The sequence below is a fragment of the uncultured Aquimarina sp. genome, assembly GCF_947492965.1.
Lineage (GTDB): Bacteria > Bacteroidota > Bacteroidia > Flavobacteriales > Flavobacteriaceae > Aquimarina.
On sequence record NZ_CANLOZ010000001.1, the window covers coordinates 189045 to 206309 of the forward strand.

Below are 17265 nucleotides of genomic sequence, written 5' to 3' on the forward strand. Positions count from 1 at the left end.
ACATTATTTTTTCAAGATTATTCTTGTTTAGTGTTTTTTTTTGAGAAAAAATCAATTTTTGTTAGAAAATTCATGTTGATAAAGGTAATAAAATAACATTTTAGAATCTTTAATGTTAAAATGATATTGAATAACTAATGTAAAATGACTATATTTAAGATTCACTAAATCACTATAATTATGGGAATTATAAGTTTTCAGGGCGCGAGAACCAAAGTTAAAAGACAAGACAATACTCTGATTAAGGTATCAGATTACATGACCAGGAATTTGATCACTTTTTCTCCTAAACAATCTGTTTTAGAGGTTATGGAAACCTTGGTGAAAAATAAAATTTCTGGAGGGCCAGTAGTTAATGAACGTAATGAATTGTTAGGTATTATTTCTGAAGGAGATTGTATCAAGCAATTAAATGAGAGTCGTTATTACAATATGCCTATAGATGATGCTCAAGTGGAGCGATTTATGGCTAAAAATGTTGAAACTATTGATGGGAACATTAGTATTTTTGATGCTGCAAATAAATTTTTAGAAACAAAAAGAAGACGATTTCCTATTATTGAAGATGGTAAATTAGTAGGTCAAATTAGTCAAAAAGATGTAATGAAAGCGGCTTTAAAAATGAATAGTCAACATTGGAGAGATTTATAATACTATTTGTTTTTAGGATTTAACGCTTTTGCAAGATCAGTAATTATCAGTTTTTCTTGTTGGTTTCCGGATATATATAAACTTTTGGAAGAATATCGATCAAAGTTATGTTCAGATTCTTTCCAATTACCGATACCTAATACTGTTACTTTTTCACCTGTTTCGATGATTCCTTCTTTGTATCGAAGACTTTTGTTAAACCCTAAAAATCCAGTACTTTTTCTACCATGCTTATGTAAATACTTTTCTAAAAACTCGGGAGCATCTTTCCATGTTCCTGAGGTAAATTCTGCATCTTGATTTAGATACGTAGTTTTGTGAGATTTAGGGGTTTCTGCCATCACAATAGCTTTATCTCCTTCACTTTCAATAATGAAGTTTTGAAACTTTTCTTCTTTGATTATAGTGCGCCAAGAACTGCTTTTTCCATTGCTTCTTTTTTCTTCTATCTGTATTTTGTAATACACACATTTTCTTTGGCTTAATGGTGATAAAAGAGCCTCTTCAATTGGAAAAGCTTCTCCCTTAATTTTTATGTATTCACCTTCTTTACATAGTTGAATTCTTTTAAAAGAGTGCTCTTTTAATTTTCGGAGCATTCTATTTTTCTTACTGTATATCTGAGATATAATAATGACAACCATAAAGGCTATTAAAAAAATAAAAATGAAACCACCTTTTCCAATATCTAGCTGTAAAGAATGAAGAAAATACATATTAACTGTTTCTTTTTACTAATGCGTAATATTCGTTTTCTAATGGAAGATATCCTTGATCGTAAACAAAATAATATACTGTTCCTGCTTTTGTAGTGTATATACTAGTGAAAAATTGAAAATCGAAACCTTTAGAAATTAGCTTTGATTTCGTAGTTTTTGTTTTTTCTTTAGGATTTAGTTCTTCTAGTATTCTATAGTTTTTTCTAAGACGATTATTGATGTTTCTTACCAAGTTTTTACTGTCTTTATTGAGTTTGTTGTTATAAGCATTTCTACAATAATCACTACAGAATTTTTTGTCTGCTCTACCAATAATTTTTTCACCACATTCTGGACAGTCTTTTTGCATGTTCTTTTGTTTACCTGGCAAGATACAATAATCAGATGTAATCGTTTGTACATGTTTTTGTTATATGTAGAATTTTGCATTAAAAAAGCGGTTTATAGTTACTATAAACCGCTTTTTTAATACTATTGATTATCTCCTATTATCGAATAACAATCTTCTTTGTAAATACTTCTTTTGAGTTAGAAGGTGTAACTTCTGAAAGATACATTCCTGCTGTTAGTTTCGAAATGTCATATCTGTAGCTGTCAGATGATAAAACATCATTTTGTATGAAATCTACTTTTCTTCCATTCAAATCATATATTTTGATAGACTCTATACTTCCAGGTTTATAGTTAAAAGTTACTATTTGCGAAGCCGGATTTGGGTATATACTAAATGATATGTCAGAAACATCAGTTACGCTTAATGTAGATCCAGAACAGTTAGGTATTGGATTAGATAAAATAGGTTGTAGGTAATCCATTTTCCATTGCACCACAGTCGTCCAATCGTTATCTAAAATACCACCTGTATCTCCAGAATTAGGATTTAACGCCCAAAATGTGAAATGTAATTTTTCCTCTTTGATATAATCAATGAATTTTTGGAACCAAATTTCATCTTTTCCACCTTGACCTTTAATTCCTAATTCTCCCACCAATAAAGGAGATGTTCCATTTGTATTCAGGAAATTAAATTGTTCTTCCCAAATACCTGGCATATTGTCTGGGAAATCAGGTGCAGAAAACCATTCTTGATCAAAAACGGTTGGGCCATATTCATGCGGAGAATACATTAGTTTTGCTGGATTCGAAAGTCTAACCGGAAAGTCTCTTGCTCCTTGTAAATTTCCTCCCCACCAATACGATGTTACTTCTCCATCTGGTTTTCTATATGCTTCGATCCCTTCTACCATTATTAGTACGTTAGGATTTACTTCTAAGATTGCATTTCCACACTTTTCAGCTGCTAAGCGCCAGTCGAATTCATCATTCGTTCCCCATCTAGCACCTTCTGGATTGTCAATTTTACCATTAGGTTCATTATTAATATCCATTCCGATAACTGCGTCATAATCTTTGTAACGATCTGCTATGAATACCCAATCATCGATCCATTGTTGTTCAGGAACATTATCGGTATACCATAATTTTTCTACTAGGTATGCATCAGGATTTCGAGAATGACAGTCCAAGATTACCTTCATATCATTTTCTTGGCACCATTGAATAGCTCGATCTAGTAATTGTAGAGGAGTAGTATAACTCGCTTCTTCTTCATTCATGGGAGATACACCACTATAAGGATCAGTTCCGTATGAGTTTATGGTTATCGAAGCACCATCTCTTAGCATCATATTATGCCAAGGAATTCTGAAACAATTAAAACCTAGATCTTTGGCCTGCTGCAATACACTTTTGTGATCTCTAGACCAAATACCATGGAAACTGCTAAGTTGGGTTTCGAATCCAAACCAGTTAACACCTGCTAGGATTACTTCATTTCCATTAGAGTCTAATAATTTATTCCCACTTACGCTTAGCCAATTACCTTGACAATTTTCTTGGGAAATAGCGATTCCAGATGACAATACCATTGCCATCAAGAACATGATGTAGTTTTTTTTCATTTTAGTTAAGCTTAGTAATGATTTGTATGACTCCTAACGTTAAGGTATTACAGTTTAGTATTTAGGAAAATCTTTTTAGGTATTCTTTTGATTTTTACTTTAAATATTCGCTTTTCTTTATGTTTTGATATCCGTTTTTGCGATTAGTGTAATTTTCTATAATAAGTTATTAGGAAAATTCCCTAAAGTTATTCGTTGCCAATAAGGTAAAAACTTTAATAAATAATCAAATAGTATCAGTCAACTGCTGTTTGAATATAGCAAGTGTTAAAAGAAGATATCTTGTGCTAATCTAAAAGTATTGGCATGGGCATCAATGATGATTTTAATGTCGGGAGAATATCCACCTCCCATGGAACACATTACTGGAATTTCTAGATCTTTACAGGTCTGTAAAACGAATCGATCTCTTTCTTTGCAACCATCCAAAGTGCAGCCAAGTTTGCCTAATTTATCGGAAGCCAAAATGTCTACTCCACATAGGTAATATATAAAATCAGGTTTTTGTGTTTCGATAAGTTTAGGAAGTGTTTCTTTAAGTGCTTTTAAATATTCCTTATCTCCGGTATTATTGGCTAATGGAATATCTAGATCGGATTGTTCTTTCTTAAATGGATAATTACTAGCTCCATGCATGGAAAAGGTAAAGACCGCTGGATCCTTCTCAAAAATTTCTGCAGTTCCATTACCTTGGTGGACGTCGAGATCAACAATCAGTACTTTTTCTACTAATTTTTTACTGAGCAATTGTCTCGCACCAATTGCCTGATCATTTAATAAACAAAAAGCTTCTCCACGATCTGTATAAGCGTGATGTGTGCCACCAGCGATATTCATAGCGATACCATTTTGTAAGGCATATTCAGATGCTTTTAACGTACCATCAGCAATAATAATTTCACGATCTACAAGCTCTTGAGATAAAGGAAAACCAATCTTTCGAACGGCTTTTCGATCTAAGGATAAAGTAGTTAATGCTTCGTAATATTCTTTGGTATGTACCGCTAAAATTGGTGTAGAATCTGGAATTTCCGGCGTAAAGAAGTTCTCTTTATAACAAGTACCTTCATGCAATAATTGCTTTGGTAGTAGCTCGTACTTAATCATCGGAAATCGATGTCCTTCGGGTAGTGGATGTTTATAGATTGGATGATATGCTATTTTTAGCATTGGATCGATAAGAATGATAAGTTCGATAAAGAAAAAACGAATATACTATCTTTTTTGTAATCGCTGGATTTAAGCTTAAGCATCTGGAAAAATTTTAATGTAATACCATATCTTTATCAGGACAAACTACTCAATCAATGAAAAATGATCCATATTCCGCATTGCGATATAAAGAATTTAGTGTTTTTTTAGTTTTGCGTTTTTCTTTGGTCATGGCCTGGACCATGCAATTTATTGTTATAGAGTGGCAAGTATATAGTATTACAAAAGATCCTCTTTCTTTGGGTATTATAGGTCTTATGGAGGTGATTCCTGCTGTATCATTGGCTTTATTTGCCGGCCACATTGTAGATCAAAAAGAAAAAAGAAATTTACTTCGTATCTGTATTATAGGTTTTTTGTGTATTAGTTTGGGATTGTTTTTTCTTACTCACCCTGAAATTATAGACTCTATGCAACAATCCACTGTATTATTTGGAATATATGTGTTGGTTTTCTGTGGTGGGATTGTTAGGGCTTTTTTGGGTCCAACTATTTTTTCTTTTTTGGCATTATTAGTACCTAAAAAAATATATCCAAATGCTGCAACTTGGAGTAGTTCAACCTGGCAAGTTGGGGCAGTATTGGGTCCTGCACTAGCTGGTTTTATGATTAATCTAATTGGTGTAAATTGGTCTATGCTGGTTATTGTAGGTTGGGCCACTTTTGCTTTTATATGCTTGATGAGAATTCCTGTAAAACCAATAATGAACCCAAATATCGGAGAGCCAGTATTACAAAGTTTGAAAGAAGGAATTCGATTTGTTTTTAAGACGAAAGCTATATTAGGAGCACTTACATTAGATATGATTGCTGTTCTTTTTGGTGGTGCAGTAGCGTTATTACCTGTTTTTGCTCAGGATATTCTTAAGGTAGGTCCTCAGGGATTTGGAGTTTTAAGGGCAGCTCCAGCAGTAGGAGCATTTATTATTATGTTTACTACAGCGTATTTTCCAATTAATAAAAATGCAGGAAAGAAGTTGTTGCTAGCAGTTTTTGGATTTGGAATCTGTATTATAGTGTTTGGACTTTCTTCTGTTTTTTGGATATCAGTGGTTGCGCTCTTTTTTAGTGGTGTAACGGATGGCATATCAATGGTGATACGTCAAACTATATTGCAACTAAAAACACCAGACCATATGAGAGGAAGGGTCTCTTCAGTAAATTCAATATTTGTGGGTTCTTCTAATGAATTAGGAGCTTTTGAAAGTGGTATTACCGCTAAATATATGGGAACTGTAACTGCAGTTGTGTTTGGAGGTAGTATGACATTAATCACTGTGATTTTAACTTCTATACTCTCTCCAGCTTTTAGAAAATTGGATCTTAGAAAGGATTTGGAGCAAGACTAAGTTAAAGTACTGATATTATATTTTATCTATTAAAGCTAAATAACTCATAAGTCTTTTTATTAGGGTCAAAGAAGCCATAATGAAGTTTATTTTGGTGTAAAAAGATATTTACCGCTTTTATATCATCATTTAATCCATCTTCAAATTCGAAAAGTATATCGTAACTATTCTTTCCGATATCCCCTTTAATGTGATTAAAATTAGAATCAAACAAGCAATTAATATATGTAGATTTTGTGGTGGTGTAGGTGTTATAGTTATAAAAGGTAGGATTAAAACTTAACCAAATTCCATTATCAATGGTTCCACCAAAACCTAATCCACTACCAAAACCATTGATCCCGAAACCACTGTTGGTAATTATTTCTTTGGTTCCTCCTAGAACTACGTTGTATTCATCATCTACTTTATATACAGAAATACCAAGATTAGAAGAGGAGATTTTTCTAAGGTATTTTGATGTCTTTTCCATTTCGCGAACTCTGTTTTCGGAAAATGAAGGGAACATACCACCACCTTCTTGAATAATAGGAGAATTTTTAAATGTAATAGAATCTGCTTTGGTTACTTTATATTCTTTGATTATTTTTTCGGTTTCCAGATCTAATACTGTGAACTTCATTTTTTGATTGGAGCTTGCAATCTGAAAAAGTTTGTTGTCAAAAATATACGAGTTGCTTTTGGAATATCCTTCCTCTGTTTTAGAGGGTTTATCATATGATTTTACCTCAGCTGAAAATTTTTCTAAATCAATAAAACATAATTGAGTCTTTTTATGATCATAATCAAAACTAAAAATTAATTGATTATCCAGTTGATACAGTTTGTTTTCTTTTGAGGTTGTTTCAATAACATTTGGATTACTGCCTTCAATTTTTTCAATATCAATTATTGATCTTGATCTGTCTCCTGCAATAGAGAGTAATAAATAGTATGCTGTTATGGTATGATTTCTATTTTTTGGATTAGGATACTCCATGTCTTTTAAGGAGACTACATGTTTTGTGGGTTTGAAGTTATGATCAAAAGTATAAATATTAAGATCTGATGTTTTTCTTGTGATTGTAATTAGGTGAATCTTATTGTTATGAACAATACTCTCTACATACTTCTCCCCTTTAATTTTAAAGTCGAGAAGGGTGTTTTCTGAGATATTTGTATCGAAGTTAAAAGTTTGAACACCAAATTTAGTATTCTGACTATTGCTAAAAAAGATAGAATATCTATTACCTATAATATTATAGCCTAATATATATCGATACTTAGAAGGTATCGTTTTAGCATTAACTTTAGACACCTCTTGATAGTCTTGATCCACCAATTGTGCATAAAACTGTTTTCCTTCTTCAAATAATAGGACTAAATTTTTATTAAGCTGATTAGGTAGGGCGTAGCATTCTTTATTGGATCTTTTTTTGTCAAAAACCTCTCCTAATTCAAGTACTTTTTCTTGTGCAACTGATGAAAATACAACACACCATAAACCAATTAAAATAACAACTTTTCTCATCTTTTATCTTTTAATTAGTATCAATTAGTTGCAAGAAAGGGATAAATGTTACCCCTTTTTTAAACTTGTATATTCTTAGCTCTTTATTAGCTAATTACCGCTCCTGGTTTTACGCTTTCTTCATCAGGGTTTAGAAATACTAGTTTTCCATCAGGTGTCTCCGTCATAAGAATCATACCTTCACTTTCTACACCTCTTAGTTTTCTTGGTGCAAGGTTAACTAGAACGGTCACTTTTTTTCCGATGAGATCTTGGGGTTTAAAGTGTTCTGCAATCCCAGAAACGATTGTTCTTGTATTAATCCCTGTATCTACTTTGAGCACCAATAACTTCTTAGCTTTTGGCATTTTTTCAGCTTCTACAATCGTCCCAACACGTAAGTCCATTTTGGTAAAATCTTCGAAAGTAGCTGTGTCTTTTTGTGGCTCTACAATTTTATTTTCTGCTTCGTTAGCTTTTTTGGTAGCTTCTAGTTTATCCAGTTGCTTTTGGATATCGGCATCATCTATTTTAGAAAATAACAATTCTCCTTTTTCGATTTTATGACCGGCAACCAATAAAACTTCTTTATCAGTTATTTCATTCCACTGAACTTCTAAATCACTAGATGTTAGTGCGAGCATATTTTTTAGTTTTTGCGAAGTAAATGGCAAAAACGGTTCAGATAAAGTTGCCAAAGCAGATGCGATTTGTAATCCAACATACATAATTGTTTTTACACGTTCGGGATCTGTTTTGATAAGTTTCCATGGCTCTTCGTCTGCAAGATATTTATTTCCTAATCTGGAAACATTTAATAACTCCTGACTTGCTTCTCTAAATCGATATCTTTCTATAGAACTACCTATAACATTAGGATAAGCTCTAAGCGCTGTTAAGGTTTGTAAATCCACTTCCGAAAATTCATTGGGAGTTGGTACAATGCCTTCATAATATTTATTAGTAAGCACCACAATACGATTTACAAAGTTTCCGAAATTATTTACTAATTCATTGTTGTTTTTATCCTGAAAATCTTTCCAAGTAAAATCATTATCCTTAGTTTCTGGAGCGTTTGCGGTAAGTACGTAGCGTAATACGTCCTGTTTTCCTGGGAAATCCTCTAAATATTCATGAAGCCAAACTGCCCAGTTTTTGGAAGTAGATAGCTTATTTCCTTCTAAATTCAGGAATTCATTAGCAGGAACATTTTCGGGTAAGATATAGCTACCTTCCGCTTTAAGCATACTAGGAAAAATAATACAATGGAATACGATATTATCTTTACCAATAAAATGGACAAGCTTTGTGTTTTTGTCTTTCCAATAAGGTTCCCAATCTTTACCTTCTCTTTCAGCCCATTCTTTGGTAGAAGAAATGTAACCAATAGGTGCATCAAACCACACATATAGTACTTTTCCTTCTGCACCTTCTACCGGAACTGGAATACCCCAATCTAAATCACGAGTTACAGCTCTTGGTCGTAAGCCATCATCTACCCAAGATTTTATCTGACCATATACATTTGTTTTCCAGTCTTTCTTATGACCAACTAAAACCCATTCTTTTAGGAAGTCTTCATATTGATCCAATGGTAAAAACCAGTGTTTGGTTTGTTTTAGTGTTGGTTTTGCTCCAGATATGGTTGACTTTGGGTTAATAAGATCGGTAGCATTGAGAGAGCTTCCACAGTTTTCACATTGATCTCCATAGGCTTCTTCATGTCCACATTTGGGACAAGTACCAATTACAAAACGATCGGCTAAAAATTGATCAGCTTCTGGATCATATAATTGTTCTGAAGTCTCTTCGATAAATTTACCATCATCATATAATTTCTTAAAAAACTCTGAAGCTGTTTCGTGATGAATAGGAGCAGAGGTACGGGAGTAATTGTCGAAAGTAATACCAAAATCTTCGAAAGACTTTTTGATGATTGCATGATATTTATCTATAATGACTTGTGGGGAAACTCCTTCTTTTTTAGCTCGCATTGGTATAGCAGCACCGTGTTCATCGCTACCACAAATAAAGGCTACGTCGTTTCCAGTGATTCTAAGATATCTTGAGTAAATATCTGCTGGAACGTAAACTCCTGCAAGGTGACCGATATGAATAGGTCCATTTGTATATGGTAATGCGGATGTAATTGTGTATCTCTTTGATGTGCTCATAATGCTTGTAAAAATGAGGGACAAAGGTAATAAACACCTAGATAAAATAAGAAACCTTTATATAAATAATATGGTTGTTTTATGAATAGCGAATTCTTAGATATTATGTGTGTTTTTTCATTTAAACCAAGAGTATTAGAAATAAAAAATCAGCATCTAAAAGATATAGATGCTGATTTCAAGTGTTTTGATGATCGTCTTTATAGAATAAGGACAGGTTTGCTATAGCTTTTTTTACCTTTTGTGATTCTATAAGCATAAAAACCTTCGGATAGTGTGGTTTTTGCAGCCTGTTTTACATTTATGACGTGTTCTCCTTCTAAAAGAATTTCATTTTTTAGATTTGCAATCTTTTGTCCAGAAGAACTATATAAGTCCACATTAGTATGACCAGCTTCGGCATTTGTAATGTGTATATATGATTGATTATCGGTGTAGGTAACAGTATGATTAAAGTTGTCGAACGTTGGAATCTCATCACCATCGTTACCATCTGTTCCTAAACTATTACAACTAAACCCTAAATCAAGATTGTTAAATTGTTGACCAAGTAACACTTCATTTACCAAATTACTATCCACACATAGCCATTCTTTCATTAGGGAAGCATATACTTGTCTAAAGTCATTGGTGTTATACAGGTTTCCATTCTGATTTAAATTAGATAAGTCTGGATGTTCTCCAATAAAACCGTTACCTTCTAAACCAGTTCCGAAAAGCATCATAGGTGCAGCAGTACCGTGGTCAGTTCCTCTAGATCCATTTTCTTTAACTCTTCTCCCAAATTCGGATATTGTCATAGAAAGTACTTTATCATCCCATCCGGCATCTGCAAGATCTTTATAGAAATAGTCCATGGTTTCTGATAACTGAGTAATCAACTCTTCTTGTCTGTTTAATTGATCGTTATGAGTATCGAAACCACCAAGAGTTACAAAATATACTTTAGTTCCCAAATCACCTTTAATAAGTCTCGAAACGACACTTAATTGCTGAGAAAGACGATTGTCTGGATAATTTCCAAAATCAGATGTTCTTTCATAAGCTTCATTAATAACACCAGCATAGGTAAATGTTGTATTAGCAACACCTTTTAGGTACCCAACTTTTTCACCATGTGTACAATCGGGTAAATTATTAAGATCATACAATGAACCATTTTGTGCTATTTCAAATAGTTTTTTAGGATCAGCAACAGAAAATGCAAAATTATTTTGAGACCCATTAAAAATAAGGTTACCACTACTTCCAATTTGAATAGCTGCGGGTTTTTCTGGCGGATTAAGTAAGTAATCGGGATAAATATTTTCAAAATATCTCGCCATCCATCCAGAAGTTTCCTGATCAGTTACATCTGATGTTGCCCAAATATCTGATCCTGTAAAATGAGACAAAGCACTTTGTTCATATCCAACGCCATGAACTATTTTCATCTGCCCATTACCCCAGAGTTGTTCGAATTTATTGGCATAATTTGGCATACCATATTCATCAGTAAGATTAAAGAGTTGATTTTCTCTAATTCTAATATTAGGTCTTGCGTTAGCGTAGGTATCATATTGATTTAAAGGAATAACGGTGTTTAAACCATCATTTCCACCTTTAAGTCTTACAATAACAAGAACTCTATCTGTTTCGGAATCATTAAGAGCGGCAGACAGAGGTGAGGGTTTAGATACTGATAAGGCAGTATTGGCAAATGCAACAGTTCCTCCACCTACAATCCCTAAGGCTTGTAAAAATGAACGACGATTCCATTTTTTATGTTCTTTAGTATTACAACTCCCTGATTGAGGTGTAAAGTTTGTATAGTGAGTATCGCACATGATGTTTTTTATTTAAGTTGGAATTCTGGAATTTTTATTAGAAACTGTAAAAGATTGTATACTTGCTTAGGAGCAGTATCCCAATCTAGATCCCAAGTGCCATCTTCAAAATAATTTTCTGGAACTTGGTCTTTAAAAATTTCTAATCCTTGAGCGTATTCTGTATCACTAATAAGTTCTTTAGATAAAAAATTATCCATGATTGATTTAGAGACAAACTCGACATCATTAGAGTTTCCTCCTAGAATACTTTTACCAATTGTTCTAAACTGCTCTTCATTATGTCTCCAAGCTCTCCAAACATACCATCCAAGTCTATCCCATCTTAGGGTTATTGTACTAGAATCAATCCAATCTTTATCACCTTGCCAGCCTGCTACATCAACAGGCTTTAGTAGTTCTTGACCTAGCTCCTGGCAACCTCCACGTATTTTATTATTAAATTCAAAATCAGCAGGTAATTCGAACCCTAGATCTTTAAAAAAGTTAATCTGAACATCTACAGGACTTTTGATATGAACTCCATATGATTTTTCGTCAAAGAAATGTTCACTTTTAAAAAGTTGTCTTAGTACAGGAGCAATTTCAAAATTGTTATCTAAAAATGTTTGTGCAAGTTGATTCACAATACTTGTGTTTACAACTGGACTTACAAAGTAACGATAGAATTTACCACATATGAATTGTGCTATTTGCTGAGGTCTTTGTTCAAAAAGAATATTAATGACATCATTATAGTCCCAATTTCCAACTTGACCGAATATCGTTTTATCTTCATCATCAAATTTATTGGCGTCGAATGTTATTGGACCCCATCGTTGTTCTCTTTTATTCCAACCAGTAAGAGCTCTGGAAGTTTCAACAATATCGTTTTGCGTGTACCCATTATCTACACCTAATGTGAAGAGTTCATAGAGTTCTCTTCCATAGTTTTCGTTTGGTTTGTTCTTTGTGTTTTCATATCCATTAAGATAGATAAGCATTGCAGAAGAAAGTCCAATATCAGAAGTGAATTCTTTAAAATTTCCTATAGAGTGCAGTTGCAATAGGTTATAATATTGAAACAAATATGCAGGACTTTGATAATTAATATCTTCTGTTACAAAGTGATTGCTCCAAAATAAGGTAAGACGATCTCTAAGGTTATTCTGGAACATATCTGCTACCATTTGATTTTTCCAGTCTCTTCTATAACTGAATGGGTTATCTGGAGTGGCATCAAAATCATCTTTTACCCAATATCCCCATACAGGTGCTGGAGTAGGGTTTAAGTTCAAAGCTTCGTCAATGAGATTGTCAATTAAAGAAGCAGGAGTTTGGTTGAGGGCATCTTCTACCATTTGCGGAGTTGCTCCAAAACCAATTCTTCTAAATAAATGATTCACTTTTTGTCTATTCCAGGGATTAGAATTGTTGGGTGAATAGACATTTAATGAAGCAACATTACATGAAGTATTTGTTGTTGTCATAAATAGATTGAGTTAGTTAAGAATTTTGTTAGTTCGATTAAAGTGAGTGATTATTTGGAGTTGTTTTAAATTAAAATTTAAAACGCTAAAAACTACGTAATAACAGTAACTTTTTTATAGCTTATCTAGTATTCGTTTAAGTTGAGCTAGTATTTGTGAGGTTCAATAAAAAAAGGCACTTTTTGGGTAACCAAAAAGTGCCTTTTTTTATTGAATTTTAATTTGAACTCTCTATTAAGAGATCAATAATGATTTACTAAATTTTCCAGATCCTGTTTCGATTCTATATACATATTGTCCAGTACTAAGTCTGGTTTCTGAGGAAGCTTTAACATCAATCACATGCTCACCTTCTAGAAGCATTTCATTTCGTAATGTTGCTACTTTTTGACCAATAATATTGAACAATGTAATATCCACATGAGTGGTTTCGGGATTATTGATATTAATAAAGGTCTGGCCACCATCATAAGTTACAATGTGTGAAAGTGTTTCACCATCTCCAGGAATATTTGGGCTTACTCCACCGCAAGAGAATCCTAAATCCAGAGATTCGAATTCTGCTCCCAGTAATGCATCATTTACCGTAGTAGGGTCTATACACATCCATTCTTTCATAACGGTAGAGTATATTTGTCTAAAATCATTTGTACTTTCCGCATTGAAACCTACAGTAGGGCTATCAGGAAGTGTAGGGTGTTCTCCGATAAATCCATTTCCATTAAGACCTGTACCAAAAAACATCATTGGTGCTATAGTTCCATGATCCGTTCCTAATGAACCATTTTCTACTAATCTTCTTCCAAATTCAGAAATTGTCATGGTTAATACCTTGTCGTCCCATCCAGAAGCTTGAAGGTCTGCATAAAAAGCACTAATTCCTTCAGAAAAGGAGTTTAATAACTGTTGATGCCTCTGTATTTGGTTATTATGAGTATCAAAACCACCTAGAGTTACCATATAAACCTTGGTGCCTAAGTTTCCTTTAATCAAACGAGCAACAATTCTCATTTGTCTAGCGAAGTTGTCATCTTCTAGGTATCCTCCGAAATCTGTTGATCTATTAAACGCAGCAGAAATTGCTTCGGCGTATGTATATGTAACGTTTGTACTTTCTCTAATAAAATTTAAACGGTCTCCGTAAGTACATTCTGGTGAAGGATCAAGACTATACCCTTGATTTTCGATGTAAGCTTCTAATCGTCTTGGATCAGAAATTGCAAAAGAGAAGTCGTTTTCTGGTCCTCTAAAAATTAAGTTACCAATACTTCCAATTTGAATAGATGGAGGACTTTCTGGAGGATTAGTAATATAACTAGGATACAATTCCTGAAAATATCTACCCATAAAACCAGATCGCTCTTCTTCCACTAAATTTGTATTTGCCCAGATATCGGTACCTCTAAAATGCGATAAAGTTTGGTCTTCATAACCTACGCCATGTGCTACCTTCATCATTCCGTCTCCCCATAAATTCTCCAATTTATTCATTGGCTTGGGCATAGCATATTCATTTTCTTCTAAGTTGATGAATTCGCTAGGAGGTATTTTTATTAAAGGTCTTGCATTGGCATAAATATCATATTGATTTACTGGTATGATGGTATTATAACCATCATTTCCTCCTCCAAGTCTACATATAATTAAAATATTATCTGTTTCGGCCTGACTTAAAGCTACGGATAGAGGAGAAGGTCTGGAAACAGTAAGATTTGTATTTGCTAGCATCATGGATCCTCCTCCGACAAGTCCTAGAGCTTGTAAAAAAGATCTACGGTTCCATTTTTTGTGATCATCTGTATTACAAACGCCTTCTTTAACGTTCGTTTTTATATTGTTGGGGTGGTGTGTATCGCACATAGGTTAATTATTTAAGTTGGAATTCAGGCAATTCATCAATGTGACTTAGTAGCGCATAAAATTGATCAGGAACACCTGATAAATCTAATGTCCATAAAAAGGGAGCAACAGCATCAGGTTCGTAGTAATTTTCAGGATAAAATTCCTTGAATATTGCCAATGCTTCATCGAACAAAGTCTGATCTTCTAGACCTCTTGGTAAAAAGTAATCTAAAATTGCCTTAACTACAACCGTTACTTGTTCTCCTTGCAATGTGTTATTTACAAACCCATCTGCTAGTGTTCCTATCGGAAGACCATTTAGGAAATCACCAAATTGTGTCTGATTTTGGGCATAGAAAGTATTAATAATGTTTTGTACACCTTCCCATCTTCCAATTAAGTAATCTGGGCTAATCCAATCTTCATCTCCCTGCCAACCTTCTACATCAATTGGATTAAGAACTTCTTGTCCAATAGTAGTAGTTCTTCCTAGTAATGAATTTAGTGAAGCGAGTGAAGGAGGTGATTCAAAATTTAATTGATTAAAATGGGATACAAATAGATCAATTGGACTTTTTATAATAGCACCTATCGCTTCCTGATTAAAGAAGTGTTCACTTTTAAATAGCTGACGCAATACAGGAGCAATTTGGAAATTATTAGTAATAAACGTTTGAGCCATTTCTGCAACAATCGCTTCATTACAAGTAGGACTAACGAAATAAGTATATAGCTTACCACAGATAAAATTTGCAATAAGTGTTTCTCTTTGTACAAACAGATGCGCAATAACATCATCTGGACTTCCTAAGCCATAGTATCCAAAGTTTGCTGATTGACCAAAAATCGTTTTAGTGTCATTACTAAACTGACCAGGATTAAAGGTTATAGGTCCCCATGGGATATCATTGGTCTCCGTCCAACCAGTAATTGCTTTTGCAGTTTCTAAGATATCATTTTCATCATATCCGTTATCAACTCCTAGTGTAAACAATTCATATAATTCACGAGCATAATTTTCATTAGGTCGATCTCTGGTGTTTTCATCTCCATTTAAGTAGACTAACATAGCTGAAGAAATTCCTATGTCGTACACGAATTGTCGGAAATCACCAAGGGCATGAAATTGAAGAAGATTATAATATTGATATTGGTATGCAGGACTTCTATAGGTTTGATCCTCTGTTACAAAATGATTACTCCAAAAAAGAGTCAATCGATCTCTTAAACCATTTTGTAAGAAATCATAAATCATTTGTCGTTTACCTTCCTCTTGATAAAAATTTATATCATTGTCTTCATTCAGCATTTCTGCCGCTTCAAACTGATCACGATTCCAGAAACCCCATTCAGGAGCAGCTGTAGGAACAAGTGCTAAGGCTTCATCAATTAATGAATCCACTAATGCAGAAGGATCGTTTTGATTTAAAGCGTCAATTACTTGTGTTTTAGTAGCTCCAAAGGCGACCCTGCGGTACAAATGATTAATTTTACTTACATTCCAAGGGTTTTCTGCTGTAGGAATATAAGGGTCTAACGATGCTAAGTTACAAGAAGTATCAGAGATCATAGGCAATAGGTTTAATTAGTGTTAAGGGACGATTTTCACTGTAATATAATAGTTTAGAACGAAAACATTTGTTAATTAGTATGATAAAATGAAAATTTAAGAAATGTTGAAGCCAAATTTTGTAGGAAAAGGAGATAAAATAGCAATTGTTTCTACAGCCAGAAAGATCACTAAAAGAGAGATTAAAGAAGCGATTAATATTCTAAAAGAATGGGGTTTGATACCGGTTGTAGGAGCTACAATTGATGTAGAAGATAATCAATTTGCAGGAACGGATGAACAAAGGAAGAATGATTTTCAGAAGATGTTAGATGATCCGGAAATTAAGGCTATCTGGTGTGCTCGTGGAGGTTATGGAACAGTACGAATTATAGATTTACTTGATTTTACAAATTTTCGAAAACATCCTAAATGGATCATTGGATATTCGGATATTACGGTAATTCATTCACATGTTCACAATTTAGGAGTTTCTACAATACATGCTGCAATGCCAGTGGATATTTTTAAAAGTACGGAGCAGGCAAAACAATCTTTGTACAATGCACTGTTTGGAACCTACTTTAGTTATAAAATACCTTCGACACCTATTAATAAACTAGGAAATTCTCATGGACAATTGGTTGGAGGAAACTTATCTATGTTATATTCAATGTGTGGATCTACTTCTTCTTTGGATTGTACCAATAAAATACTGTGCATTGAAGATTTAGATGAATACTTATATCATATCGATAGAATGCTTCAGAATCTAAAGAGGAATGGATATTTTGATAAGTTATCTGGTTTAATTGTAGGTGGGATGACTAAGATGCACGATAACAATATTCCTTTTGGGAAAAATGTAGAGGAAATTATTTTGGATATTGTGTCAGCGTATGATTTTCCTGTAGTATTTAATTTTCCTATGGGTCATATAGCAGATAATAGAGCGTTGATTTTGGGAGCAGAAGTTTCTTTAGAAGTTTCAGAAGATGGGGTAATTTTAGAATATGTATAATTC

At 33.5% G+C, this 17265-nt stretch carries 13 protein-coding genes; 3 read left to right on the forward strand and 10 right to left on the reverse strand.

The window, feature by feature from the left end:
* Window positions 1-180: 180 nt before the first annotated feature.
* Window positions 181-651 (forward strand): CBS domain-containing protein, encoded by a 471-nt coding sequence (locus tag Q1B37_RS00890; protein ID WP_299894387.1) that lies wholly within the window; start codon window positions 181-183, stop codon window positions 649-651.
* Between the two features lie 2 nt (window positions 652-653).
* Here the strand turns inward: Q1B37_RS00890 and Q1B37_RS00895 are convergent, their stop codons facing one another.
* The 4 genes from Q1B37_RS00895 to Q1B37_RS00910 form a co-directional block, all read right to left on the reverse strand.
* Window positions 654-1367, reverse strand: a complete 714-nt coding sequence (locus Q1B37_RS00895) for a hypothetical protein (RefSeq protein WP_299894390.1) — start codon at window positions 1365-1367, stop codon at window positions 654-656.
* A gap of 1 nt (window position 1368) precedes the next feature.
* Window positions 1369-1719 carry a hypothetical protein gene (locus Q1B37_RS00900; RefSeq protein WP_299894392.1) on the reverse strand — a complete coding sequence of 117 codons (351 nt, stop codon included), beginning with the start codon at window positions 1717-1719 and terminating at the stop codon, window positions 1369-1371.
* Window positions 1720-1858: 139 nt separating this feature from the next.
* A complete protein-coding gene (locus Q1B37_RS00905; protein WP_299894395.1) occupies window positions 1859-3331 on the reverse strand; it encodes a cellulase family glycosylhydrolase in 1473 nt (490 codons plus the stop codon).
* 267 nt (window positions 3332-3598) lie between these two features.
* On the reverse strand, window positions 3599-4501 hold the full coding sequence (locus Q1B37_RS00910; RefSeq protein WP_299894398.1) for a histone deacetylase: 903 nt from the start codon (window positions 4499-4501) through the stop codon (window positions 3599-3601).
* Window positions 4502-4638: 137 nt separating this feature from the next.
* Here Q1B37_RS00910 and Q1B37_RS00915 point away from each other — a divergent pair, with 137 nt between their 5' ends.
* Window positions 4639-5892: an MFS transporter gene (locus tag Q1B37_RS00915; RefSeq protein ID WP_299894403.1), complete on the forward strand. Its 1254-nt coding sequence runs from the start codon at window positions 4639-4641 to the stop codon at window positions 5890-5892.
* 22 nt (window positions 5893-5914) lie between these two features.
* Here Q1B37_RS00915 and Q1B37_RS00920 read toward each other — a convergent pair whose 3' ends face one another.
* From Q1B37_RS00920 to Q1B37_RS00945, 6 genes are all read right to left on the reverse strand, one after another.
* Window positions 5915-7402: a hypothetical protein gene (locus Q1B37_RS00920; RefSeq protein ID WP_299894406.1), complete on the reverse strand. Its 1488-nt coding sequence runs from the start codon at window positions 7400-7402 to the stop codon at window positions 5915-5917.
* 86 nt (window positions 7403-7488) lie between these two features.
* The gene (gene metG / locus Q1B37_RS00925; protein ID WP_299894408.1) at window positions 7489-9555 is read right to left on the reverse strand and encodes a methionine--tRNA ligase; all 2067 of its coding nucleotides are present in this window, start codon (window positions 9553-9555) and stop codon (window positions 7489-7491) included.
* 200 nt (window positions 9556-9755) lie between these two features.
* Window positions 9756-11381 (reverse strand): DUF1501 domain-containing protein, encoded by a 1626-nt coding sequence (locus Q1B37_RS00930; protein WP_299894411.1) that lies wholly within the window; start codon window positions 11379-11381, stop codon window positions 9756-9758.
* A gap of 8 nt (window positions 11382-11389) precedes the next feature.
* Window positions 11390-12850 (reverse strand): DUF1800 domain-containing protein, encoded by a 1461-nt coding sequence (locus tag Q1B37_RS00935; protein ID WP_299604349.1) that lies wholly within the window; start codon window positions 12848-12850, stop codon window positions 11390-11392.
* Window positions 12851-13084: 234 nt separating this feature from the next.
* On the reverse strand, window positions 13085-14710 hold the full coding sequence (locus Q1B37_RS00940) for a DUF1501 domain-containing protein (RefSeq protein ID WP_299604347.1): 1626 nt from the start codon (window positions 14708-14710) through the stop codon (window positions 13085-13087).
* A gap of 7 nt (window positions 14711-14717) precedes the next feature.
* Entirely contained in the window at window positions 14718-16262 is a 1545-nt protein-coding gene (locus Q1B37_RS00945) for a DUF1800 domain-containing protein (protein ID WP_299604345.1), read from the reverse strand.
* A gap of 103 nt (window positions 16263-16365) precedes the next feature.
* Here Q1B37_RS00945 and Q1B37_RS00950 point away from each other — a divergent pair, with 103 nt between their 5' ends.
* Window positions 16366-17262: an LD-carboxypeptidase gene (locus tag Q1B37_RS00950; RefSeq protein ID WP_299894414.1), complete on the forward strand. Its 897-nt coding sequence runs from the start codon at window positions 16366-16368 to the stop codon at window positions 17260-17262.
* The last annotated feature ends 3 nt before the right edge of the window (window positions 17263-17265 follow it).

Bases quoted from the DNA above. Each gene is read 5' to 3' on its own strand.
- Q1B37_RS00920 (WP_299894406.1), bottom strand. From the start codon at position 7,402: ATGAGAAAAGTTGTTATTTTAATTGGTTTATGGTGTGTTGTATTTTCA.
- Q1B37_RS00940 (WP_299604347.1), bottom strand. From the start codon at position 14,710: ATGTGCGATACACACCACCCCAACAATATAAAAACGAACGTTAAAGAA.
- Q1B37_RS00930 (WP_299894411.1), bottom strand. From the start codon at position 11,381: ATGTGCGATACTCACTATACAAACTTTACACCTCAATCAGGGAGTTGT.
- metG (WP_299894408.1), bottom strand. From the start codon at position 9,555: ATGAGCACATCAAAGAGATACACAATTACATCCGCATTACCATATACA.
- Q1B37_RS00935 (WP_299604349.1), bottom strand. From the start codon at position 12,850: ATGACAACAACAAATACTTCATGTAATGTTGCTTCATTAAATGTCTAT.
- Q1B37_RS00910 (WP_299894398.1), bottom strand. From the start codon at position 4,501: ATGCTAAAAATAGCATATCATCCAATCTATAAACATCCACTACCCGAA.
- Q1B37_RS00895 (WP_299894390.1), bottom strand. From the start codon at position 1,367: ATGTATTTTCTTCATTCTTTACAGCTAGATATTGGAAAAGGTGGTTTC.
- Q1B37_RS00900 (WP_299894392.1), bottom strand. From the start codon at position 1,719: ATGCAAAAAGACTGTCCAGAATGTGGTGAAAAAATTATTGGTAGAGCA.
- Q1B37_RS00890 (WP_299894387.1), top strand. From the start codon at position 181: ATGGGAATTATAAGTTTTCAGGGCGCGAGAACCAAAGTTAAAAGACAA.
- Q1B37_RS00945 (WP_299604345.1), bottom strand. From the start codon at position 16,262: ATGATCTCTGATACTTCTTGTAACTTAGCATCGTTAGACCCTTATATT.
- Q1B37_RS00950 (WP_299894414.1), top strand. From the start codon at position 16,366: ATGTTGAAGCCAAATTTTGTAGGAAAAGGAGATAAAATAGCAATTGTT.
- Q1B37_RS00915 (WP_299894403.1), top strand. From the start codon at position 4,639: ATGAAAAATGATCCATATTCCGCATTGCGATATAAAGAATTTAGTGTT.
- Q1B37_RS00905 (WP_299894395.1), bottom strand. From the start codon at position 3,331: ATGAAAAAAAACTACATCATGTTCTTGATGGCAATGGTATTGTCATCT.